This window comes from Streptomyces sp. PH9007, assembly GCF_059813725.1.
Map to the genome: position 1 here is coordinate 4124536 of NZ_CM187440.1, position 21924 is coordinate 4146459.

At 70.2% G+C, this 21924-nt stretch carries 21 protein-coding genes and 1 pseudogene; 8 read left to right on the forward strand and 14 right to left on the reverse strand.

Going from position 1 to position 21924, the window contains the following annotated elements; genetic code table 11:
• Positions 1 to 38 precede the first annotated feature (38 nt).
• Positions 39 to 1955 (forward strand): ATP-binding SpoIIE family protein phosphatase, encoded by a 1917-nt coding sequence (locus ACTFAP_RS19065; RefSeq protein ID WP_500466951.1) that lies wholly within the window; start codon positions 39 to 41, stop codon positions 1953 to 1955.
• Between the two features lie 36 nt (positions 1956 to 1991).
• Here ACTFAP_RS19065 and ACTFAP_RS19070 read toward each other — a convergent pair whose 3' ends face one another.
• Together ACTFAP_RS19070 and ACTFAP_RS19075 are read right to left on the reverse strand one after the other, a co-directional pair.
• Complete coding sequence (locus tag ACTFAP_RS19070; RefSeq protein WP_390117460.1) at positions 1992 to 2522, reverse strand: alkyl hydroperoxide reductase; 531 nt, start codon at positions 2520 to 2522, stop codon at positions 1992 to 1994.
• 10 nt (positions 2523 to 2532) lie between these two features.
• Positions 2533 to 3087, reverse strand: a complete 555-nt coding sequence (locus ACTFAP_RS19075) for a peroxiredoxin (protein WP_030737525.1) — start codon at positions 3085 to 3087, stop codon at positions 2533 to 2535.
• 173 nt (positions 3088 to 3260) lie between these two features.
• On the opposite strand from ACTFAP_RS19075, the gene ACTFAP_RS19080 reads away from it, so the two are divergent.
• Positions 3261 to 4193 (forward strand): hydrogen peroxide-inducible genes activator, encoded by a 933-nt coding sequence (locus tag ACTFAP_RS19080; RefSeq protein ID WP_500466952.1) that lies wholly within the window; start codon positions 3261 to 3263, stop codon positions 4191 to 4193.
• Here the strand turns inward: ACTFAP_RS19080 and ACTFAP_RS19085 are convergent.
• On the reverse strand, positions 4180 to 4500 hold the full coding sequence (locus ACTFAP_RS19085; RefSeq protein WP_500466953.1) for a type II toxin-antitoxin system antitoxin: 321 nt from the start codon (positions 4498 to 4500) through the stop codon (positions 4180 to 4182). The two genes, ACTFAP_RS19080 and ACTFAP_RS19085, sit on opposite strands and share 14 nt — an antisense overlap.
• On the reverse strand, positions 4497 to 5438 hold the full coding sequence (locus ACTFAP_RS19090; protein WP_500466954.1) for an SPFH domain-containing protein: 942 nt from the start codon (positions 5436 to 5438) through the stop codon (positions 4497 to 4499). Before ACTFAP_RS19090 ends, ACTFAP_RS19085 begins: the two co-directional genes overlap by 4 nt.
• 115 nt (positions 5439 to 5553) lie before the next feature.
• Here ACTFAP_RS19090 and ACTFAP_RS19095 point away from each other — a divergent pair, with 115 nt between their 5' ends.
• Complete coding sequence (locus tag ACTFAP_RS19095) at positions 5554 to 6237, forward strand: DUF1707 SHOCT-like domain-containing protein (protein ID WP_390117454.1); 684 nt, start codon at positions 5554 to 5556, stop codon at positions 6235 to 6237.
• Positions 6238 to 6456: 219 nt separating this feature from the next.
• Positions 6457 to 6810 (forward strand): WhiB family transcriptional regulator, encoded by a 354-nt coding sequence (locus ACTFAP_RS19100; protein ID WP_386535112.1) that lies wholly within the window; start codon positions 6457 to 6459, stop codon positions 6808 to 6810.
• Between the two features lie 107 nt (positions 6811 to 6917).
• Here the strand turns inward: ACTFAP_RS19100 and glpX are convergent, their stop codons facing one another.
• Positions 6918 to 7949 (reverse strand): class II fructose-bisphosphatase, encoded by a 1032-nt coding sequence (gene glpX / locus ACTFAP_RS19105; protein WP_030737510.1) that lies wholly within the window; start codon positions 7947 to 7949, stop codon positions 6918 to 6920.
• A gap of 148 nt (positions 7950 to 8097) precedes the next feature.
• Between glpX and ACTFAP_RS19110 the strand changes: the two genes are divergently transcribed.
• The gene (locus tag ACTFAP_RS19110; RefSeq protein ID WP_500466955.1) at positions 8098 to 8718 is read left to right on the forward strand and encodes a DUF4245 domain-containing protein; all 621 of its coding nucleotides are present in this window, start codon (positions 8098 to 8100) and stop codon (positions 8716 to 8718) included.
• Positions 8719 to 8730: 12 nt separating this feature from the next.
• On the opposite strand, the gene ACTFAP_RS19115 is transcribed toward ACTFAP_RS19110, so the two are convergent.
• The 3 genes from ACTFAP_RS19115 to xseA all read right to left on the reverse strand — a co-directional run bounded on the left by ACTFAP_RS19115 (position 8731) and on the right by xseA (position 10954).
• Positions 8731 to 9324 (reverse strand): malonic semialdehyde reductase, encoded by a 594-nt coding sequence (locus ACTFAP_RS19115; RefSeq protein ID WP_500469497.1) that lies wholly within the window; start codon positions 9322 to 9324, stop codon positions 8731 to 8733.
• A 113-nt stretch (positions 9325 to 9437) separates the two neighbouring features.
• A complete protein-coding gene (locus ACTFAP_RS19120) occupies positions 9438 to 9716 on the reverse strand; it encodes an exodeoxyribonuclease VII small subunit (RefSeq protein WP_495681665.1) in 279 nt (92 codons plus the stop codon).
• Positions 9713 to 10954, reverse strand: a complete 1242-nt coding sequence (xseA, locus tag ACTFAP_RS19125) for an exodeoxyribonuclease VII large subunit (protein ID WP_495681666.1) — start codon at positions 10952 to 10954, stop codon at positions 9713 to 9715. Before xseA ends, ACTFAP_RS19120 begins: the two co-directional genes overlap by 4 nt.
• A 90-nt stretch (positions 10955 to 11044) precedes the next feature.
• Between xseA and ACTFAP_RS19130 the strand changes: the two genes are divergently transcribed.
• A complete protein-coding gene (locus ACTFAP_RS19130) occupies positions 11045 to 12055 on the forward strand; it encodes a 4-hydroxy-3-methylbut-2-enyl diphosphate reductase (protein WP_390117445.1) in 1011 nt (336 codons plus the stop codon).
• 40 nt (positions 12056 to 12095) lie between these two features.
• On the opposite strand, the gene ACTFAP_RS19135 is transcribed toward ACTFAP_RS19130, so the two are convergent.
• Positions 12096 to 12590, reverse strand: coding sequence for a DUF6542 domain-containing protein (locus tag ACTFAP_RS19135; RefSeq protein ID WP_500466956.1), 495 nt, complete (start codon positions 12588 to 12590; stop codon positions 12096 to 12098).
• 199 nt (positions 12591 to 12789) lie between these two features.
• On the opposite strand from ACTFAP_RS19135, the gene ychF reads away from it, so the two are divergent.
• Positions 12790 to 13878: a redox-regulated ATPase YchF gene (gene ychF, locus ACTFAP_RS19140; protein WP_030737494.1), complete on the forward strand. Its 1089-nt coding sequence runs from the start codon at positions 12790 to 12792 to the stop codon at positions 13876 to 13878.
• A gap of 63 nt (positions 13879 to 13941) precedes the next feature.
• Here ychF and ACTFAP_RS19145 read toward each other — a convergent pair.
• Positions 13942 to 14049 (reverse strand): annotated as a pseudogene (locus tag ACTFAP_RS19145) (type II toxin-antitoxin system RelE family toxin); the annotation flags it as partial.
• Between the two features lie 155 nt (positions 14050 to 14204).
• Positions 14205 to 14909, reverse strand: a complete 705-nt coding sequence (locus tag ACTFAP_RS19150) for an alpha/beta fold hydrolase (RefSeq protein WP_495681669.1) — start codon at positions 14907 to 14909, stop codon at positions 14205 to 14207.
• Positions 14910 to 15499: 590 nt separating this feature from the next.
• Here ACTFAP_RS19150 and ACTFAP_RS19155 point away from each other — a divergent pair.
• Positions 15500 to 16366, forward strand: a complete 867-nt coding sequence (locus ACTFAP_RS19155) for a hypothetical protein (RefSeq protein WP_495681670.1) — start codon at positions 15500 to 15502, stop codon at positions 16364 to 16366.
• A gap of 218 nt (positions 16367 to 16584) precedes the next feature.
• On the opposite strand, the gene ACTFAP_RS19160 is transcribed toward ACTFAP_RS19155, so the two are convergent.
• From ACTFAP_RS19160 to ACTFAP_RS19170, 3 genes are all read right to left on the reverse strand, one after another.
• Positions 16585 to 18465, reverse strand: coding sequence for a DNA/RNA helicase domain-containing protein (locus ACTFAP_RS19160; RefSeq protein WP_495681671.1), 1881 nt, complete (start codon positions 18463 to 18465; stop codon positions 16585 to 16587).
• A 109-nt stretch (positions 18466 to 18574) separates the two neighbouring features.
• Positions 18575 to 20632: a DNA/RNA helicase domain-containing protein gene (locus ACTFAP_RS19165; protein WP_495681672.1), complete on the reverse strand. Its 2058-nt coding sequence runs from the start codon at positions 20630 to 20632 to the stop codon at positions 18575 to 18577.
• Positions 20633 to 21369: 737 nt separating this feature from the next.
• Positions 21370 to 21876 carry a MarR family transcriptional regulator gene (locus tag ACTFAP_RS19170; RefSeq protein ID WP_495681674.1) on the reverse strand — a complete coding sequence of 169 codons (507 nt, stop codon included), beginning with the start codon at positions 21874 to 21876 and terminating at the stop codon, positions 21370 to 21372.
• Positions 21877 to 21924 lie beyond the last annotated feature (48 nt).

Below are 21924 nucleotides of genomic sequence, written 5' to 3' on the forward strand. Positions count from 1 at the left end.
CACAACATCCCCACTTCGCACGCCAGTTCCTCGCCCGGATGGATGGACATCCCCTCGTGACGGACCCGACCTCACCGCAGCCCGTGGCTCGCACGGCGGACGTACCCTCCCACGCCGGCTCCGCGGCGCTGCCCCACGCGCGCTCCGAGCCCGACCCGGCCGAACATCCCCCGGTACGACCGGACGCCGGGGGCGGTGGTGGCGGCGCGGGCACCGTGGGCGGCGGCTCGGGGTCCATCGACCGGCTGCGCTTCGTCGGCGTCGCCACCCGGCGCATCGCCCGGGGCTCCGACGCCGACGAGATCATCCTGGGCCTGTGCCGGGCCACCGTGCCCACCTTCGCGGACGCCATCCTGGTCTATCTGCTCAATCCGCTGCCGGTCGGCGACGAACAGCCCCAGAACCCGTGGGTGTTCGTGCTGCGCCGTACCGACCGCATCCCGGACGAGCTGGCCTTCCGCGACGTCTCGGGCGGCCTGGCGGCCGATGGCGGCGGGGGTACGGGGTCGGCCGCCGTACTGCCGCTGCTGTCGGGCGCCCTCGCCCGCGTCGAACTGCGCGGCAACGGCCCGCTCGCCGAGGTGCTGCGCGGGGTGCGCCCCGTGTTCACCGACACGCAGGTCTCCCAGCAGGCGCTGTCCGAACTGACCGGCGCCGAGACCCTGCCCGAGGAGCGGCACGCCATCCTCGCCCCGCTGCGCGGTCAGCGCCGCGTGATCGGCGCGGCCGTCTTCCTGCGCCGCCCGGACAACGACGCGTTCGAGAAGGACGACCTCCAGGTCGCCCAGCAGCTGTCCACCCACTCCGCGCTCGGCGTGGACAAGGCGATCCTGCACGGCAGAGAAGCCTCCATCGCGGACGAGCTGCAGCGCACCATGCTGCCGGACGACCTGCCCCAGCCCACCGGCGTCCGCCTCGCCAGCCGCTACCTCCCCGCCGGGAAGACCGCCCGGGTCGGCGGCGACTGGTACGACGCGATCCCGCTGCCCGGCAGCCGGGTCGCGCTGGTGGTCGGCGACGTGATGGGCCACTCCACCACCTCGGCCGCCATCATGGGCCAGCTGCGCACCACCGTGCAGACACTCGCCGGGCTCGACCTGCCGCCCCAGGAGGTGCTGCACCACCTGGACGAGCAGGCCCAGCGCCTGGGGGATGACCGGATGGCGACCTGCCTCTATGCGGTGTACGACCCGGTCGCGCACCGCATCACCGCCGCCAACGCGGGCCACCCGCCGCCGGTGCTGCTGCACCGCGACGGCACCACCGAGGTCGTCAACCTGGAACCCAACGCCCCCATCGGCGTCGGCGGCGTGGACTTCCAGACCGTCGAGCTGCCCGCCCCGCCCGGCTCCACGCTGGTGCTGTACACCGACGGCCTGGTGGAGTCCCGTACCCGCGACGTGTGGACGGGCGTGGAGGACCTGCGCGAGAAGCTCACCGAGACGTGCTCGCTCACCCGGCCCGATCACGCGGCCCCGCTGGAGCCGCTGTGCGACGCCATCCTGGACATCGTGGGGCCCGGCGACCGTGACGACGACATCGCCCTGCTGGCCGCCCGCTTCGAGGGCATCGCGCCCGGCAACGAGGCGTCCCTGGAGCTGGAGCCGCGCCCCGAATCGGTTCGACACGCCCGCCGCCTGGTGCGCGAGTCGCTCGCCGGCTGGGACCTGACCGAGCTGGAGGACGCCGTCGAGCTGCTGGTGTCCGAGGTGGTCACCAACGCCGTGCGGTACGCGGAACGCCCCGTCAGCGTACGGCTGCTGCGTACCGACGTGCTGCGCTGCGAGGTGGGCGACGACGTGCCGCAGCTGCCGCGCCTGCGGCAGGCGGGCCCGGCCGACGAGGGCGGGCGCGGGCTGTACCTGGTGCAGCGGCTGGCCCGCAAGTGGGGCGCGACGCGGCTGTCCACCGGCAAGCTGGTGTGGTTCGAGATGACGCTGCCCGGCCGGTCCTGATCGGGACCGGCCGGGCAGGCCGTGGAACGGGGCCGCTCAGGCGAGGGCGGCCTCGGCGTCCAGGGTGGTGGCGACCGCCTGGATGACGGCACCGATCTTGAACGCCTCCTGGATGGTCTCCCGGTCGACGCCGGCCTTGCGCAGCACCTGCTCGTGCGAGTCCAGGCACTGGCCGCAGCCGTTGATGGCGGAGACCGCGAGCGACCACAGCTCGAAGTCGACCTTCTCCACGCCAGGGTTGCCGATGACGTTCATCCGCAGCCCGGCGCGCAGGGTGCCGTACTCCGGGTCGCTCAGCAGGTGGCGGGTGCGGTAGAAGACGTTGTTCATCGCCATGACGGCGGCGGCCGACTTGGCGGCGGTGTACGCCTCCTCCGACAGGTGCTCGCGGGCCTGCGGCTCCAGCTCACGCAGCACGAGCGCGGAGCGGGCGGCGATGGCGCAGGCGAGCACGGTGCCCCACAGCTGCTGCTGGGGCAGGGGCGAGTTGCCTATGACGGAGCCGAGGTTCAGCTTCAGGTCCTTGGCGTACGCCGGGACGGACGCCTTCAGTTCGTCGAGAGCCATGAGGGGTGCCTCACGCGCCCGCGAGCAGCGCGACCGGGTCCAGGGTGGTCTCGCCCTTGGTCCAGTTGCAGGGGCACAGCTCGTCGGTCTGCAGCGCGTCCAGCACCCGCAGGACCTCCTTGGGGTTCCGGCCGACGGAGCCCGCGGTGACCATGGTGAACTGGATCTCGTTGTTCGGGTCGACGATGAAGACGGCCCGCTGGGCGAAGCCGTCCTCGCCCTGCACGCCGGCGGCGCGCATGAGCTCGTGCTTGGAGTCGGCGAGCATCGGGAAGGGCAGGTCGCGCAGGTCGGCGTGGTCCTTGCGCCAGGCGTGGTGGACGAACTCGGAGTCACCGGAGACGCCGAGGATCTGCGCGTCGCGGTCCGCGAACTCCTCCTCCAGCTGGCCGAAGGCGGCGATCTCGGTCGGGCACACGAAGGTGAAGTCCTTCGGCCAGAAGAACACGACGCGCCACTTGCCCTCGTAGGTCTTGTGGTCGATCTGCGCGAACGCGCTCTCGGCGTCGAGGCTGACGCAGGCGGTGAGGTCGTACTCGGGGAACTTGTCGCCGACGGTGAGCAACTCGGTCTCCTTGTGTGGTGCTGAGGGTTTGCTGCCGGGGCTGCCGGGGGGCTTCCCTGACGGTCTGGGCGGGCACTACGCTGCCATATCGGCCATTGATCTCAGAAATAGCTAGACTCGTCGTGATTAATCGGAGGTAGTTATCAGTGGCCGGTACGACGGGTCCCGCGGGCATGCCGAGACAGCCCACATTCGCGCAGCTGAGAGCGTTCGCCGCGGTGGCGGAGCACCTGCACTTCCGGGAGGCGGCGGCCGCCATCGGGATGAGCCAGCCGGCGCTTTCCGGCGCCGTCGCCGCGCTGGAGGAAACCCTCGATATCACCCTCTTGGAGCGCACCACCCGCAAGGTGCTGCTCTCCCCGGCCGGCGAACGGCTGGCCGTACGGGCCCGCTCCGTGCTGGAGACCGTACGGGAGCTGGTGGAGGAGGCCGAGGCCGCCCGGGCGCCGTTCACCGGGGCGCTGCGGCTGGGCGTCATCCCCACCTGCGCGCCGTACCTGCTGCCGACCGTGCTGCGGCTGATCCGCGAGGAGTTCCCCGACCTGGAACCACGGGTGCACGAGGAGCGCACCGCGGAGCTTCTGGAGGGGCTCACCGGCGGTCGGCTGGACGCGCTGCTGCTCGCCGTGCCCCTGGGGTATCCGGGGGTGACCGAGCTGCCGCTGTACGACGAGGACTTCGCGCTCGTCCTGCCGCACGGCCATCCGCTGGCCGGCTGCCGCGACATCCCGCGCGCCGCGCTGCGCGATCTCGACCTGATCCTGCTGGACGAGGGGCACTGCCTGCGCGATCAGGCGCTGGAGATCTGCCAGGAGGCGGGGCGCGAGGCGGGGGCCACCATGGCGGCCAGCGCGGCCGGGCTCTCCACGCTGGTGCAGCTGGTGGCGGGCGGCCTGGGGGTGACCCTGCTGCCGCGCACCGCCCTGAAGGTGGAGACGGCGCGCAGCGAGGAGCTGGCCACCGGGTTCTTCGCCGATCCGGCGCCCACCCGGCGGATAGCGCTGGTGATGCGCACCGGGACGGCGCGCACGGCGGAGTTCGAGACGCTGGCGCGCGCCCTGCGCCGGGCGCTGCGCCCGCTGCCGGTGCGTATCAGCCGTCCCTAGCGCCCGCCCCGTCGCCCCTGCCCCGGCTCTCGCCCTCGCCCTCGCCCCCGAGTCTGCGGCTCTGCCGGGGCGGCCGGCCGCGCCGCGGGGGCGGGCGGGCGTCGCCCGGCAGCCGCCCGGCCTCCCGCATCGCCTGCCGCAGCAGATAGTCGATCTGCGCGTTGGTGCTGCGCAGCTCGTCCGCGGCCCAGCGCGCGAGCGCGTCGTGGACGGCCGGGTCGAGCCGCAGCAGCACCTGCTTGCGGGCGGGCCGCGCGGGGCGCTCCGACGGCGCGGGGGGCTCGGTGGGCTCCGCGGGGTCCGTCACTGGTAGAGGGACCCGGTGTTCAGCACGGGCTGGGGCGAGTGGTTGCCGCACAGCACGACCAGCAGGTTGGAGACCATGGCGGCCTTGCGCTCCTCGTCCAGCTCGACGATGTCGAGTTCGGTGATGCGGGCGAGCGCCGTCTCGACCATGCCGCAGGCGCCCTCCACGATGGTCTCGCGGGCCGCGACCACGGCGCCGGCCTGCTGGCGCTGGAGCATCGCGGAGGCGATCTCGGGGGCGTAGGCGAGGTGCGTGAACCGGGCCTCGATGATCCGCACCCCGGCGGCCTGCACCCGCGCCGTCAGCTCCACGGCCAGCTTCTCGGTGATCTCCTCCGCGTCGCCGCGCAGCGACAGTTCGTCCTGGCCGTGCGCGTCGTAGGGGTACTCGATGGCGATGTGACGCAGCGCGGACTCGGTCTGGGTGGAGACGAACTCCACGAAGTCGTCCACCTCGAAGCTGGCCTGCGCGGTGTCCTCGACCTTCCAGACGATGACCCCGGCCAGTTCGATCGGGTTGCCGTGCGCGTCGTTGACCTTCAGGACCGCGGTCTCGTGGTTGCGCACCCGGGTGGAGATCTTGGTGCGGGTGGTCAGCGGGTTGACCCAGCGCAGCCCGTCCTTGCGGATGGTGCCCGAGTAGCGGCCGAAGAACTGCACCACCCGCGCCTCGCCGGGGGCGACCATGTTGAGCCCGCTCATCATGAAGACCGAGACCAGGAAGAGCAGTGAGCCCGCGACGATGAGCAGCACGCCCATGCCGACGGATTCGTCGTTGGCGAGCACGATGCCGCCGATGCCTATGCCGATGCTCGCCACGGTGCCCAGGAAGGTGAGCAGCAGGGCGAGCCCGCCCGGAATGCTGTGCGCGGGCGTCTCCCTGACCCGGGGTTCGGGCATCTGGGGTGTGTCGACGGTGAGTTCACTGCCAGTGGTCATGGTGTCCCCGTTCCTGTCACGGCGGCCGGTGCGGCCGTGCCCCACCTTAGCAATGTGATATCACTTTATGGCAAGGGGGTGGTCGCGATGTATCGCGAATCGGTAGCCTGAGGGGGTGACTTCCGAAAAGCCCCCCGCCGTGCCGCTGGCCAAGCCCGCCGCACCGGCCCCCGTGCCGCACGCCGCGCCGGATTCCGTACGTGCCTCCGACGCGGACCGGGACCGGATCGCGGACATCCTGCGCGAGGCGCTGGCCGAGGGCCGGCTGGACGCGGAGGAGCACTCCGAGCGCATCGAGTCCGTCTACCGGGCCAAGACCCTGGGCGAACTGGAGCCGCTGATCCGCGATCTGCCCGCCGGGCAGCGCACCGCCCCGCCGCCCCCGGCCCCCGCCCCGCACCATGCCCCGCCGCACGGCGGTCAGATGGTGGTGCCCGAGGGGCCGCGCAGCGTGGTCGCCGTCTTCAGCGCCGCCAACCGGACCGGCCGCTGGCGGATCGGACTGCGCACGGTGGCCTCCGCGGTCTTCGGCAGCGTCGAACTCGACCTGACCGAGGCGATCTTCGACCAGCCCTACGTGACCATCGACGCCACCGCCGTCTTCGGCAGCGTGGAGATCAAGGTCCCGGAGAACGTCACCGTGCGCACCGGCGGCACCGGGGTGCTGGGCAGCTTCGAAGTGGTGGAGATGGTCTCCGGCGACCCGGGCGCCCCGGTGATCATGGTCAAGGGCGCGGCCGTCTTCGGATCCGTCGAGGCGCGGCCGGTGCCGGGGAAAGCGGTGCGGAATCTCCGTTGATGCCTGAGATGTCCGCCTGAAGTGACGGATGCGGACGCCCGTGTGGTTGCTCCGTGCATAAGCACGCGTACAGCGGGTAGGGCTCGGGGGACCGTCACTCGTATGGCCGCGCGAGGTGGGAAAGGCACTCTCCATTCAGTTGGGGACTGGTCCGGTCCGGGTGAGGGTCTCTTAGCCAGCCATGAGCGACCCCCGGTAGCCGTCGTCAGGAGTTTGACTGTGCTGCAATCGTCACCGCCCCAAGAGTCCCAGTGGTCACCGGCCGTCCCGGCTCAGCGCAGTTCGAGAGACCTGGCGGGGCCATGGCACTCCGAGGCAGCGTGTCGGCGGGATGAGGCAGGACTCTTCTTCGCCCCCTCCCAGGAGCCCACCGCGGCCCGGCTCTCCCGCGAACAGGCCGCCAAGGCCGTGTGCGCGCGCTGCCCGGTGCTGCTCGAATGCCGGGAGCACGCGCTGCTCCAGCCCGAGCCGTACGGGGTGTGGGGCGGCCTGACCGCCGCCGAACGCCGCGTGGTGCTCAGCCGGCGCCGCCGCCGCGAGGCCACCAGCGGCAGCACCACGCGCGTCGCCTGACCGGCCCCCACACCGGCCGGGCACGCCACCCGCCGGCCGGCCCGCACCCGTGCGCGGGCCGGCCCCCGGGAGCCGGCCGTCCCACCCCGGCCCTCTTTCGTACGGGCTCACTTGCCCCGGTCGAAGTCCACCGCGCTGTACGCGCGCAGCTTGGACAGCCGGTGCGTGGAGTCGATCTGCCGGATGGTGCCCGAGCGCGAACGCATCACCAGTGACTGGGTGGTGGCGGTCTCGGGCCGGTAGCGCACCCCGCGCAGCAACTCGCCGTCCGTGATGCCGGTCGCCACGAAGAAGACGTTCTCCCCGCGCACCAGGTCGTCCGTGTGCAGCACCCGGTCCAGATCGTGCCCGGCGTCCAGAGCCGCCCGCTTCTCCGTCTCGTCCTTGGGCCACAGCTTGCCCTGGATGGTGCCGCCCAGGCACTTGATGGCGCAGGCCGCGATGATGCCCTCCGGGGTCCCGCCGATGCCCAGCAGCAGGTCGGCCCCGGTGCCCTCGCGCACGCTCATGATGGCGCCGGCCACGTCCCCGTCCGAGATCAGCTTCACCCGGGCGCCCGCCTCACGGACCTGCCGCACCAGATCGTCGTGGCGCGGCCGGTCCAGGATCACCACGGTCACATCGCCCGGCGCGCCGCCCTTCGCCTTGGCGACGCGGCGCACGTTCACGGCGGGCGGCGCGTCGATGTCCACGAACTCGGCGGCCTCGGGCCCGGTCGCCAGCTTGTCCATGTAGAACACCGCGCTCGGGTCGAACATCGCGCCGCGCTCGGCCACCGCCAGCACCGAGACCGCGTTGCCCATGCCCTTGGCGGTCAGCGTCGTCCCGTCCACCGGGTCCACGGCCACATCGCACTCGGGGCCGGTGCCGTCGCCCACCCGCTCGCCGTTGTACAGCATCGGGGCCTCGTCCTTCTCCCCCTCGCCGATGACGACCACGCCGTTCATCGACACGGTGGAGACCAGCGCCCGCATGGCCTTCACGGCGGCGCCGTCCGCGCCGTTCTTGTCGCCCCGGCCCACCCAGCGGCCCGAGGCCATCGCCCCGGCCTCGGTGACCCGTACCAGCTCCAGGGCCAGGTTGCGGTCAGGTGCCTCGGGAGCCACTTCGAGCGGCTGCGGAAGATGATGGTCGGGCATCGGAACGCACCTTTCTGCGCGGCTTGGCCGCTGGATGAGGGTGCTCATGACTTTAGCCGGAATTCGTACACCTGAGCAGAGTGCCCATCTGATGAGCGACCCCGGGGGCGGTTCCGCGCCCGTCCGGGGCATACGGGACGATGGACGGGTGGCGAGCGATGCGGACGTGACCGAGAAGAGCGAGCAGACCGGCCCGGCGGACGAGGCCCCGGCGGCGGAGGCGCAGGCGCCGCCCAAGCGGCCCAAGCTGAAGTCGGCCCGCGACATGGTGCTGTCCATGGCGGTGATCACGGCCGTGTCGTTCGGGCTGTACCTGTTCGCCCCCGGCGGCGACGCCGGCGCGGACCCGGTCAAGCCCATCAGCTACGAGGCCGAGGCCGATCTCGCGGCCCGCGCCGCGCCGTACGCACTCCTCGCCCCCGAAGGGCTGCCGGACGACTGGCGGGCCACCTCGGTGCGGTACCGCGCCACCGACCCGTTCGGCGCCACCTGGAAACTCGGCTTCGTGGACCCGGACAACGAATACGCCGGGCTCGTCCAGGCGGACGGCGACCCCGCGCCCTTCATCGCCGACGCCACCCAGGGCGCCGAGGACACCGGCGAGACCGTGTCCCTCGGCGGCGAGGAGTGGGCCTGGTACGAGGGGTCGCGGTACGACGCCCTCGTGCTGGAGGGGGCGGAGGTGACCACCGTGGTCACCGGCACCGCCCCCCGCGCACAGCTGACGGAGCTGGCCGGATCGCTCCGGGTCAGGTCCGCCGGGCAGTGAGCCGGAAGGGGCTCACAGCACGCTGACCGCCTCGGCGTACTCCAGACGCGGCTTGCGCGGGAAGAACGCGTCAGGCCCCGGGCGGCCGATGTTCACCACCAGCAGCGCCTTCTGCCGGCCGTCGCCGAAGAACTCCTTGTCGACGCCCTGCGCGTCGAAGCCGCTCATCGGGCCGGCCGCCAGCCCCGCCGCCCGCACGCCCAGCAGGAAGTACCCGGCCTGGAGCGTCGCGTTGAAGCTGCCGTGCCGCTCGCGCAGCTCCGCCTCCCCGTACATGTCGTCCTTGAGGGTGGGCCGCACCGGCAGCAGCCGGGGCAGCTTCTCGTGGAAGTCCAGGTCCACCGAGAGGATGGCCGTCAGCGGCGCGCTGCCGGTCTTGTCCCGGTTGCCCCGCGACATCAGCGGCAGCAGCCGCTCCCTGGCCTCGCGCGAGCGCAGCAGGGTGATCCGCAGCGGCGATTGGTTGAACGCGGTCGGCGCCAGCTTGATCAGGTCGTACACCGCCTGGATCTGCTCCTCGCTCACCGGCTCCGCGGTGAACGTGTTGGCGGTGTGCGCCTCGCGGAACAGCAGATCCTGCGCGGTGGGGTCGAGGGCGAGGGTCATCGGGACGGTGCCTTTCATCGGGAGTACGGGACCCGGGGCCGTGCCACCGGGCCAGGGGAGACTTCCCCGCCCCGCCAACCCCGACGCGTCCGTCCGCTATTCCCTCTTGCCCGTCATTCCTCCCGCTCCGCGTCCCCTCCGGCGGCTTCCGCCGCCTCCTGGGCCCGCAGGGCCTGGTCGAGCCTGGCCCGGGCACCGGCCAGCCAGCCGGCGCAGATCTTCGCCAGCTCCTCGCCGCGCTCCCACAGCGCCAGGGACTCCTCCAGAGTGACCCCGCCCGCCTCCAGCCGGCGGACCACATCGATCAGCTCGTCCCGCGCCTGCTCGTAGCTGAGCGCCGGGTCCGTGTCCGCTTCCGCCATGTCCGCCACCTCGTGTCCGCCGTCCGTCATCGCTGTTCCGCCCGTCCCTGCTCCTGATCCGGACCGTCCACCGTCACCGTGAACGCTCCCTCGGCCACCCGTGCCCGCAGCGTCTCACCGGACGCCACCTCGGCCGGGTCCCGCACCGCCGCACCGTCCGCGCGCTGGAGCACGGCGTAGCCGCGCCGCAGGGTGGCCGCCGGCGACAGCGCCACCACCCGCGCCCTGGTGTGCGTCAGATCGGCCTCCGCCCGCTCCAGCAGATGCCCCAGGGTGCGCCGCGACCTGGCCACCAGGGCCTCGATCTCCTCCGCGCGTCCGGCGATCATCCGCTGCGGCTCGGCCAGCACCGGCCGGCTGACGGCCGCCGCCAGCCCCCGCTCCTCACGGTCCAGGTACGTCTCCAGCACCCACCGGCCGCGCTCGCGCAACTGCCGCACCCGGGACTGCTCCTCGCCCACATCGGGCACCGTCCGCTTGGCGGCGTCGGTGGGCGTGGAGGCCCGCAGGTCCGCCACCAGGTCCAGCAGCGGCGAGTCCGGCTCGTGCCCGATGGCCGAGACCACCGGCGTACGGGCCGCGGACACCGCCCGGATCAGCGCCTCGTCCGAGAACGGCAGCAGATCCTCCACACTCCCGCCGCCCCGCGCCACGATGATCACATCGACCTCGGGGTCGGCGTCCAGTTCCTGGAGCGCCTCGATGACCTGCGGAACGGCGTGCACCCCCTGGACCGCCACATTGCGCACCGCGAACCGCACCGCCGGCCACCGCAGCCGGGCGTTCTGCAGCACATCGCGCTCGGCCGCCGACGCCCGCCCGGTGACCAGGCCCACGCACCCGGGCAGAAACGGCAGCGGGCGCTTGCGCTCGGGCGCGAACAGCCCCTCGGACGCCAGCGACTTCTTCAGTGCTTCCAGCCGCGCCAGCAGCTCCCCGACGCCCACCGCCCGCAGATCGGTCGCCCGCAGCGACAACTGCCCACGCGGGGCGTACCACTCCGGCTTGCCGAACACCACCACCCGCGCGCCCTCGCCGATGACATCCGCCACACGATCGAACACACCTCGGAAACAGGTGACCGTCAGTGAGATGTCGTGGGACGGGTCGCGCAACGTGAGGAACACCACGCCCGCCCCCGGCCGGCGCGAGATCTGGGTGATCTGCCCCTCCACCCACACCGCGCCCAGCCGGTCGATCCACCCGCCGATCAGCCGGGACACCTCGCCGACCGGCATCGGCTGCTCCGCCGTCGTCTGTACCGCCATGCCCGCAACGCTAGCGCCGCCCACCGACAGTTCCCGCCCACCGCCCCCGGACCGCCCGCACCGCCGCCCGCCCGCGGGGCCCTGCGTACGATGGGAGACATGGCCGACCCAGCACTTCCCGCCACCGCCGAGCCCGCCCGCCGCGTCCTGCTCGCCGCCCCCCGGGGCTACTGCGCGGGCGTGGACCGCGCCGTCCTCGCCGTGGAAGCGGCCCTCGAACAGTACGGCGCCCCGATATACGTCCGGCACGAGATCGTCCACAACAAGTACGTGGTGCAGACGCTGGAGCGCAAAGGCGCCGTCTTCGTCGAGGAGACCGCCGAGGTCCCCGAGGGCTCCATCGTGATCTTCTCCGCGCACGGAGTCGCCCCCGAGGTGCACCGGGAGGCCGAGCGCGGCAAGCTCGCCACCATCGACGCCACCTGCCCGCTGGTCACCAAGGTGCACAAGGAAGCGGTGCGGTTCGCCCAGGACAACTACCAGATCCTGCTCATCGGCCACGAGGGTCACGAGGAGGTCATCGGCACCAGCGGCGAGGCCCCCGAGCACATCACCCTGGTCGACGGTCCCGCCGACGCCGCCACGGTCCAGGTGCCCGACCCGGACAAGGTCGTGTGGCTCTCCCAGACCACCCTGTCGGTCGACGAGACCATGGAGACGGTGGACGCCCTCAAGGGGCGCTTCCCCAATCTGCTCAGCCCGCCCAGCGACGACATCTGCTACGCCACGCAGAACCGCCAGCTGGCCATCAAGCAGGTGGCGGCCGACGCCGACCTGGTGCTGGTGGTCGGCTCGAAGAACTCCTCGAACTCCGTCCGGATGGTGGAGGTCGCCCTCGGCGCCGGAGCCGGCGCCGCGCACCTGGTGGACAACGCCTCGGAGATCGACGAGGCATGGCTGAACGGCGTCACCACCGTGGGCCTGTCCTCCGGCGCCTCGGTGCCCGAGGTGCTGGTCGAGGGCGTGCTGGAGTGGCTCTCCGAGCGTGGCTACGTCGACGTCGAGCTGGTGCAGCCCACCGAGGAGCACATCCAGTTCTCGCTCCCCAAGGAACTCCGCCGCGACCTGCGCGCCGAGGCCGCCGCGAAGGCCGCGGGCTGACCAGGGCTTGCCTGACGGATCCCGCCCGGCCTCAACGGCGCTATCCGTCAGACAAGCCCTGGCGCGAGGAGGCGGCCCGGCGCCGCCGCCTCCTGATCCGGCCGACGGCCACCCCGATCCCGCGCAGCAGCGCCAGACCGGCGGCGGTGGCCGTCCCGCCGAACAGCCACGGCGCGCGCAGCGCCAGCTCGGTGACGGCGGCCATCGGCCCCAGGGTGGTGACGAGCCCGATCGCGAAGGCGATGGGGGCGGCCACCGGGGCACAGATGAGATCGGCCGGCCGCACCCACAGCGCCGCGACGGCGCAGGCGAGGATGAACAGCACCCCGTACAGGGAAGGGGCGCCGCCCATCGGCTCGCACAGCCAGGCGGCGCCGACCATCGCGACGGTGGCCAGCACCCCGCAGCCGAGTCCGGTCAGCCGGGGACGGGGGAGTCGGGAGAGTGCCGCCAGCACGGGGGGCACGGGGCGGGTACGCGGGCGGTTCCGCATCGCCGCCTGCCCGGCGGGCCGGGGCACACTCGTCCGCACCACGGCGGGATATTGCCGAGGGTGCTCGGTTGTGTGCGTACTGTATTCCACAGGTCCAACGTAAGCCGCCGGACGGGGGCCAGGCGGGTATGGACACGCTTGACGTTCCATATGACTGTGCGCCCGGAGTCGCGGTCGGCCTCGTGCCCGCGCCCGTAGACTGGAGGACGGCCCTTTTCTCCTCGCTACGGGAAGTCGTCACGTGTCGCTCACGATCGGAATCGTCGGTCTGCCGAATGTCGGCAAGTCGACCCTGTTCAACGCCCTGACCAAGAACGACGTGCTGGCGGCCAACTATCCGTTCGCCACCATCGAGCCGAACATCGGCGTGGTCGGCGTGCCGGACGCCCGGCTGGGCGAGCTGGCCAAGGTCTTCGGCTCCCAGCGCCAGCTGCCGGCCACGGTGGACTTCGTGGACATCGCCGGGATCGTGCGCGGCGCCAGCGAGGGCGAGGGCCTGGGCAACAAGTTCCTGGCGAACATCCGCGAGTCGGACGCCATCTGCCAGGTCATCCGGGCCTTCAAGGACGAGAACGTCATCCACGTGGACGGCAAGGTCTCGCCCAAGAGCGACATCGAGACGATCGACACCGAGCTGATCCTGGCCGACCTCCAGACCGTGGAGAAGGTGCTGCCCCGGCTCCAGAAGGAGTCGCGGATCAAGAAGGACCGGCTGCCGGTGGTCAAGGCGGTCGAGGAGGCCCAGGCCATCCTGGAGGACGGCCGCACCCTGTTCTCGGCCGGCATCATCCAGGGCAGCGAGCGCGCCGAGCCGCTGCGCGAGCTGCACCTGCTGACCGTCAAGCCGTTCCTGTACGTCTTCAACGTGGACGAGGACGAGCTGACCGACGAGACCTTCAAGGACGAGCAGCGGGCCCTGGTGGCCCCGGCCGAGGCGGTCTTCCTGAACGCCAAGCTGGAGGCCGACCTCGCCGAGCTGTCCGACGAGGACGCGCTGGAGCTGCTGGAGTCGGTGGGCCAGGACGAGCCGGGCCTGGCGAAGCTCGCCCGGGTCGGCTTCGAGACGCTGGGCCTGCAGACCTACCTGACGGCAGGCCCCAAGGAAGCCCGCGCCTGGACCATCCCCAAGGGCGCCACCGCCCCCGAGGCGGCCGGTGTCATCCACACCGACTTCCAGAAGGGCTTCATCAAGGCGGAGGTCATCTCCTACGAGGACCTGATCGCCACCGGCTCCACCGCCGAGGCCCGCGCCCAGGGCAAGGCCCGGGTGGAGGGCAAGGACTACGTGATGCGCGACGGCGACGTGGTGGACTTCCGCTTCAACGTCTGACCGGACGAGGCAGGGGTCGGGCTCGGTCGAGTCCGACCCCTTCGTCTGGCCAGGTGTCGTTGAAGTGGACCGATGTCCTACGTGCGCGACCCAGACCGCCAACTCTCCGTCGTCGAGCGTGTAGACGACGCGATCATCCCCGACACGCAGGCGGCGGCGTCCTGGACGTGCGCAGTACCTCCGCCAGGTGTGCACGCACGTCGCGGATGGACTTTCTGGGCAGTGGCTGCGTCATGAGGCAAAGGTGCCAAGTGTCCCATGTGTGCACAACCGCGTGCCGGCCGGGCCGATGTGAGACGCATCGGTGACGGTGTCGATTCCGGCGTTCATCGTGCCGGGTCCGTGCTGGGTACCGGTGTGTGGGGAAGTGTTGGCAGGTTGGCCAGAAGGTCTGTGACGGTGGAGGCCACGGTGCGGTGCCAGTAGGTGCTGTGGCGGAGCATCGCGTGGTCCCCGCCGGGGACCAGGGTGACGTCGGCTCGGGCGCCCGCGGCGCGGGCCCGGTGGGCGAAGGACTGGGACGCGCGGGGGTCGGTGATCCGGTCGCGGTCGCCGTGCAGAACGACGACGTGCTTCCCCTTCAGATGATCGACCGGTTCCCCGTCGGGGCACCAGGGCGCCAGCGCGAGGACGGCCGAGACCTGGGGTGAGTCCGCGGCGCGCAATGCGGCGCGGCCGCCCATCGAGTGGCCCACGAGGATCGTGGGGATGCCGGGGAAGCGCTGGGAGAGTTCCGCCAGTGCCCGGCGGGTGTCCCGCAGCGGGTCCTCGTCCCGGCCGTTCCAGCCCCGCACCCGGTAGCGGACGCTGCCGACGACGACATCGTCCTGGGCCCCGGCCACCGCACGGATGAAGGGGCGCATCCGCAGGGCTGCCAGGTGCCAGGGGCGTGACCGGTCCCGGCTTTCGGTCCGGCCGCCGTGCAGGAACAGGACGGCCGCCCTGGGGCCGGCGGGCGCGCGGCGGGTCAGCAGGGCCGACCTGGGCGCGGGTGCCGTTCCGGGGGCGGGGGAGTGAGCCTGTCGTGCCATGCGTGTACCTCTTTCGTCCTGGACCCGATCCTGACAGGGCGACCGGTTCACGGATGATCCGGCGCCGTCCGCCCCGCGGCTTGGTCTTCTGAGGGCGGGATGCTTCTTCGTCGCGACGTGGAGCCCCGGTGGATGCGCCTGCGTTCTTTCTGCGCCGGTCCGGTTCGTCGTTTCCCGGTGTACCCGAAGGGCAGTTCCGGGTCCCCTGTGGGAAGCGCGGGGGCGGCATGGGTGGACACTTTCCGGCGACCCGCGAGGGCAGCCCGGTGGCGGTGGTGCGGCCGGTGCCCGGCGACGGGCGGCGGGACGCTCGTAGGGACCGCCGAGATCGGTGTGATGGTGGGTTAACCTCCCCCTCGGGGGGTGTTCTCTTCAGGGGGAACAGGGCGAACGGGAGTTCCGGCGGCGCGTGTTGTCTCCGCCCCGAGCGTCTTCCGCCGGTCGTTCCCTTCGGACACCGGTGAGTCAGGGACGAGACCAGGGAGCGGCGCATGGGATCACGATCCGGACGTGGTGAGCAGTCGGGCGGGACGCGCCGGGAATCGGGGGAACGGTCTCCTGCCGGGAGTTCACGCCGGCGGGAGTCCACGATGCCGCAGCACTTCGCGGACGTCCTGTCGCTCCAGCGCCTGGCCGGCAACAGCAGGACGAGTCAGAGCGTCCAGCGCGCCCGGAGGCGGGACAGCGACGACTCGGACCTGGCCTACGGCTCGGACCACCGGACGCCCTCGCCCGTCGAGCAGCCGTTCAGCGGCTCGATCGGCGGGGTGCGGTTCACGAGTGAGAGGAGCGGCCAGTTGATGGGCCAGATCTTCGGATTCGTGGCCGACGTGTCCTCCTACTTCTCCACGGAACTGTCGAGAGCCGGCTCCATCACCGTGCAACTCGGCCGTACGCAGGGCGGAACGCCCGGTGAATGGCGGGCGGGCAGCCGTACGATCGTGCTGAACTCCAGGCTGGCGGACCCCGTGCATCTCGGGGGGACCGCGGTGTTCGAGATCCTCAACGCCGCGGCGGACGCCCGCCGTGTCGCCCTGGACGCGGCTACGCGCAGCGGCCGTATCGACGACGACGCCGAGGCCGCCGGGTGGGATCCCGCGCAGTTCTACGCGATGGAGGTGGAACGGATCGAGTACGACAACGGCATGACGCACCGGGAGATCATGAACGCCGCGGGGGTGACAGGGGGGGCCAACCTGTTCGCCAATGAGGGCAACTTCAACGCCTTCTACCAGCGTCAGGTGGAAAGCGGCCACACGCACAGTTACGAGTTCCGCTACGCCCTGTTGCGGGAGGAGGCGCGGGCCGCGGCCGCCCGTCGCCGGGAACAGGAGCAGGCGCAGGCGCAGGAGTCGGGCTCGTCGAGAAGCCGACGCGGGGGAGAGTCCTCCTCGCACGGCTCGCACAGCTCGCACGGACGCCATCGCGAATCCGGCTCCCGCCGGCACCGGCGCTGAGCCGCCCGGCGGGTACCGGCTTCTGCCGGTGCCTGCCGGTTCCGCAGCCACGAAAACTGCTGTGCCTACCTCACAGACGATCTGATGAGACGCCTCCAGCTCTGGACGCGGGCGCTGACGTCGACGCCGGAGAGTCCGCGAGGGTCATGCGGCCGGTGCAAAATGGTCCGACCCACCCACGGACAGGTCCTGGTCTGCTGCACATGTCTGCCCAGGGGTCACACGGCTGTAAGGCTGGAGCTCGCGCCGGTCAGGGTACGGAGCCTCTGACGCGTTTCCGTATCGGTTGAATACACCACCGTGCCGATCATTCCTCGTGTCAGCAGCACCTTGTACGTGTTGCGGATCAGCCGATCCACATCGGCGTCCGGGGTTGTCTTCTTGAAGACCGGATCCTTGGACGCCGAACGATCGATGACCCAGCGGTCGCCGCGCCAGACGAGGTCAGGTCCGATGATCACGCCGCTCCAGTCGTACTCGAAGCCCTGCGCCGTGTACACGCAACCCACTTGCCCAAAACCGGCCGGATCGGTCGCCCACAACGCCGCCGGAGGCGCGCCTTGGACGGAGCGGTCCCCGAAGACGTTCCAGGGCCGCTCCCACTCCCCGATGACGACGTCTGCGGGCAGTGTCTGCCCGGGCGGCACCTTCTTGGTCCACTTCCAGCAGTAACCTGCAGACATCCGTGCGCTGTACCCCTGCGAGCGGCGATTCTCGAGGAACGCTTCCAATTCCTGAGGACTGTCCGCGACCATGAGTTGCATCTTTCCGTCGGGCTCCCACTGCACGGGGCCGCCCGTCTCAAGCCCCAACAGCCGTACCACCCATCGCAGATAGGCATCACTGCCACCGCACCGGAACTGACTGTCCAACGGAATCACCCGACAACGGAGTCCCTTCTTCTTCGCAGCGAGATCGATCTCCTCAACCGTGCCCATCTCACCTGGCCGAACCACCTGGTGTTGATCGAGCAGGAAGACCGGAACGCGTGCCGCGTCGATGAGCTCCTCGATCTGGGCTTTGCCTGTGCGGTTCGACGCGGGCGTGTAGCGGTTGGCCGATGTCTCCCGGACGCGGTGAGCCTCATCGCAGATCAGGACATCGAGACCATTGCGCTCGGCGGTCATGAAGCTGTTGAAGTACTTGAAGAGGTTCTTTACCTCGGGCTTCCGGGCCCCTGCCACCTTTCTCATGGTGGTCGTGAAAGAGTTGGAGCCTGTCGCGTGCAGCGCCGTGCTGCCCTGCCGGTACAACTCACCCAAGAGCGACAGCGCGATGACGCTCTTGCCGGTTCCGGGTCCGCCGGTGACGATCACGACTTCCTTGTGATCGGATCGTGTGGCGCGGCGGACGGCGTTGATGACGGTGCGGTAAGCGATTTGCTGTTCGTCCAGCAACACGAACTGCTCACGTTCGCGCACTTCTCGGGCGGCTACCGCCATGAGTTGCCGGGACGGACCGATCTTCCCATGGAGCAACTCGTCTGCGGCCGAAGCGCCGGATCGCGGTGCCAGCCTCATACGCAGAAAGTCGATGAATTCGCCCCGGCGTGCACCGATGAAGAGCTGGCCGTACTGGTCCTGTTCCGCCTCGAAAAGCCCGCTGACACCGAACTCCGTGGCGTTGTGCAGGTACGCGGCCCCGTGGACCCGATCCGGGTGCTCGGCGACCGCTCCATTGAAAGCGATGAGGTACTCGCAGTAGCCGCGCACCTGGTCGACGGGGTTCAGCACCGCCCGGGCGTAGGCGTCAATACGGCACAGCGAGGGATCGCCGTCTTCGGGCTCCGCGCTGCTCCATTGCTTGAGCTCCACGACGACGTATGACGGCTGGCCGCTCTTGGGGTGAACCCCCGCCAACACGGCGTCCGCCCGCTTGCTGCTCAGCGGCAGGCCGTATTCCAGGAGCACCTCCACCTGCCCCAGCCCCGCCTCGTTGAGCACGCTCGCGAGGACGGGGATGCTCCGCTCCCACGAACGGACCTCGGACGGAGTCGGCTTGTGACCGTGCGCGCGCACGTACTGCTCCGTCAGACGAAAGAACAAGGCACCAGAGAGGCACTCGGCGCCGACCACTGCGGCGGAGTCGCGGAACAGCAAGAATGCCCCCAGACAGCACGAAGAAACTCGTGCGGGTGGGGGCATTTCCTTCGTGACTCCGCCGCGCGGAGCGGAAGCCCGGCGGGCCGCAGCTACGTCGGGATCAAGGTTACCTGTGCTGTCTACGGTGGGCGGGCGGCAGTTGGGGTCCCTCTGCGGTGAGCCTCGGCTGAGCGCCGTCGTAGTGCTGCATGCCGATGGCACCCGGGATGAGTCTGCGCAGCGCGTTGTGGGTCGCGGGGTCAACGGCATAGACAATGGTGCCGACGACCCCGCGGGTGAGCAGCACATGGTAGGCGTTGAGGACGCACCGGATGACGACCGTGTCGTCGATCGTCTTGTGAAAGGCTGGATCGAACGAAGCACTCCGGTTCACCCTGAACTTTCCTTCCCGGAAGAGCAGATCGGGCCCGATGATGACGCCGTTCCAGTCGTACTCGAAGGTCTGTGCCGTGTAGACACAGCCGACCTGATCGACACCGCGTCGATCGGTTGCCCACAGGTCCGACCTGGGTGCGTGCGGGACACTGTGCTCCGGCATCACGTTCCACGGCCGGCGCCAGTCGCCGATCTCCACGTCGTCGACGAGTTGCTGTCCCTCGGGGGGATTCCACGGCCAGCAGAAGCCAGCGGTGATGCGGGCCGACAACCCTTCGAGGTGGCGTTCGCGGATGAACTGCTCCAAAAATTCGACGGAATCGGCTGTTGTCAAGGCCATTTTCCCATCCGATCGCCACGCCACCGGATCGGAGGCGTCAAGGCCCAACAGCTGTTGCACCCAGCCTTGGTAGCGCTTGCTGCCGCCAGCTCGGAACGTCCCCTCCAGGTCCGTCACTTCGACCTGGCAACCCATATCCTCGGCGAGTTCCTTGAGATACGTGGCAGTGCCCACCTCATCCGGACGGATCGACTGGTGATCGTCGAGAAAGAAGATCGGCACCTTGGCGGCCCTGATCAACTCGGTGGCCTGCGGCCGGTCATCGTCCCGAAGGGGCTTCGGCGTCCATCGGTGCGTCGAACTACGTCGCATCCGGTGTGCCTCGTCACAGATGAGGACATCGATGCTGTCCGGTGGTGTCTCGCTGAAGCTGTTGAAGTAACGGTAAATCCGCTGGGCCGCACGCCTCTTACAGCCCAGCTGTCCCGGGCGGGCAGTGCTGACCATGATCTCTCGCAGAGTCTCCGTGTACGCGTGCGAGCCGCTGGCCAGAACAGCCTCGTGGCCCTTGAGACCGAGTTCGCGCTGCAACTGCAGCGCCACCGCGCTCTTCCCACTACCAGGGCCGCCCCGCAGGATGTAGACGTGCTTGACGCCCGGATCGGGCGTGTGGCTGTGATTGGCGTCAGGGTCGTAGAACAGTCCCACATCAAGTCCGGTGAGACGCGAGGTTTTCTCAAGTCGCCGGGTGATCCTGTCGAACGCGACGTACTGTTCGTCGAGGAGAGTGAGACCACCCTTGACAACGGAGCGCTGTCGGGCCACATCTGTGACCTTGAGCAAAGGGTCCCTGCGGGCTCGTTTCAGAGCATCTGCGGCCCGCTTGCCGGACGAGGCAGTGAATCTTGAGGTAAGGACTCGGCGGAACCGATCCAGATCGTCAAGCGTGTAGAGGAAGCCATGGTCGGTCTCGGGCAGATCGAACAGTGCTTCCACGTCCGCGTCACGCGCGTTGTGAAGCAGGGCTACCCCCATCAGCCGATCTTCGTCCTCGCGCAGATGGGGCAGATAACGCAGCATGTAATCGCAGTAACGCTGAATCTGCCGTACCGGATGGAGCTTGTTCTTCCCGTCACCGAAGCCGAGATCGACGGCGATGGGGCACTCTGGGTCCACCGTGGCATGTCGTACCTGTTTGAGTTCAACCGCGAGGTAGGAATCTGTTTCGGTGCCGGGACGCCGGCCGCACAACACCAGGTCGACCGCGGAGTTGGTGTGCGGTAGGTCGACCTCGACCTGTACCTCGACTTCGTCGAGGCCACACTCCAGCAGAGCCCTCACGACCACGGGGATGCTGTTGTTCCAAGAAGCGATATCTCCCTGGCTGGCAGCACCTCCCTTGATCCGGGAATGCTCGTGGATCAATCGTTCGGTGAGCGGAAGGTGCGCCGATCCGGCCCGGGCGACAATGAGTCGGCCGAGCTCGGCTGCGGAATGTTGAAGGAGCACGAAGGTTCCCCAGGCACGAGATGACTCGTGCGGGTGGGGGCATGTCCTTCGTTGCTCCACTGAGGCGGAGCGGAAGCCCGTCGGGCCGCAATGACAACCCGTAGATTACCCGGCCGTGGATCGTTGGGGCGGGCCCGTGAGGGCCCGCCCACTGCCTGGCTCAGCCGAGGCGGTGCACGATCGCCTGCGCCAGCGCCCACATCAGGTTTGAGCCGAGGCTCGCCATGATGCCAACCAGGACATCACGCACCCAGGTGCGGGGCTTGGGCATGTACTCAGCGGAAGCCATAGGAACGCGTCCCCTTCGGTGTTGTGGTGACGGTGCCGGATGGCTCCCGCCGGGAGCGCACCATGGGTCCACGTCACCGAACCGAAGAATCTGACGTCTCTACAGGTTCACGTCGGGTACCTCCTCCGAGGAGGAGCGTCGTGCGGGACAACGCTAGCTGAAGATGGGGGGTGCGGGCACGGCATTCATGTAGGGAAACCGAGGTGATGGGCCGCAGGGGGCACGGGTGGCTAAGGAGTGCCGAGGCAGACGGCCGCTGAACTGCCAGCGTCGGGACGGAGTTCCCATGCCGGAATCCCGCAGGACGGTTCCTCCTGCAGCGTGTTCCACAGGTCGGGGATCTGCGCCGGGGGCTCGCCGTAACAGAGTGTGACGGCGTTCCTGCGGGCGCTCGAATGCCCGGGGTCGAGTCCTTGGGGGCTCGGCCCCCTCTCGCTTTCCGCGGCGGTCAGGGGCGCTGGTCGCGGATGCCGGCGAGTTCTTCGTTGAGGGAGGACAGGAAGCCGCCGATGGCGCGCCGTTCGGCGTCGGAGAACGGGGTCATCGCCGTGGCCGTGACGGTGGCCAGGGGCTGGAAGAACTCGCGGGCCACGCGTTTGCCCTCGGGCGCGTAGTGGAGGTGGACCACGCGCCGGTCCTGGGCGTCGCGGGTGCGCCGGATGTGGCCGGCGCGTTCCAGGCGGTCGAGGCACGCGGTCATGGCGCCGGAGGTGAGGTTGAGCCGGGCCCGCAGCCGCCCGGGTGTCATCGGCTCGCCGCCGTTCTCCGGGCCCTCGTCGAGGATGCTGATCAGCGCCTGGACATCGGTGGGATGCAGGCCCTGGTCGTGGGCGAACGCGTGGATGAGCCGGTTGAACTCGCCCGTCATCCTCCGCAGCAGTACGGCGTAGCTGCGCAGCGTGCCCGGATCCGCGGCGGAGGCGGAAGGGGACGGGGGCTGGTTCGGCGGCGGCATGCCCCCAGCGTAATATCTCTCAATGGCCGAGATAGTTCACGGCCGAGA

Coding starts and splice junctions, on each gene's coding strand:
- ACTFAP_RS19065 (WP_500466951.1), top strand. CDS start 39: ATGGATGGACATCCCCTCGTGACGGACCCGACCTCACCGCAGCCCGTG.
- ACTFAP_RS19070 (WP_390117460.1), bottom strand. CDS start 2,522: ATGGCTCTCGACGAACTGAAGGCGTCCGTCCCGGCGTACGCCAAGGAC.
- ACTFAP_RS19080 (WP_500466952.1), top strand. CDS start 3,261: ATGCCGAGACAGCCCACATTCGCGCAGCTGAGAGCGTTCGCCGCGGTG.
- ACTFAP_RS19090 (WP_500466954.1), bottom strand. CDS start 5,438: ATGACCACTGGCAGTGAACTCACCGTCGACACACCCCAGATGCCCGAA.
- glpX (WP_030737510.1), bottom strand. CDS start 7,949: ATGCCCGACCATCATCTTCCGCAGCCGCTCGAAGTGGCTCCCGAGGCA.
- ACTFAP_RS19115 (WP_500469497.1), bottom strand. CDS start 9,324: ATGACCCTCGCCCTCGACCCCACCGCGCAGGATCTGCTGTTCCGCGAG.
- ACTFAP_RS19120 (WP_495681665.1), bottom strand. CDS start 9,716: ATGACGGACGGCGGACACGAGGTGGCGGACATGGCGGAAGCGGACACG.
- xseA (WP_495681666.1), bottom strand. CDS start 10,954: ATGGCGGTACAGACGACGGCGGAGCAGCCGATGCCGGTCGGCGAGGTG.
- ACTFAP_RS19130 (WP_390117445.1), top strand. CDS start 11,045: ATGGGAGACATGGCCGACCCAGCACTTCCCGCCACCGCCGAGCCCGCC.
- ACTFAP_RS19150 (WP_495681669.1), bottom strand. CDS start 14,909: ATGGCACGACAGGCTCACTCCCCCGCCCCCGGAACGGCACCCGCGCCC.
- ACTFAP_RS19155 (WP_495681670.1), top strand. CDS start 15,500: ATGCCGCAGCACTTCGCGGACGTCCTGTCGCTCCAGCGCCTGGCCGGC.
- ACTFAP_RS19170 (WP_495681674.1), bottom strand. CDS start 21,876: ATGCCGCCGCCGAACCAGCCCCCGTCCCCTTCCGCCTCCGCCGCGGAT.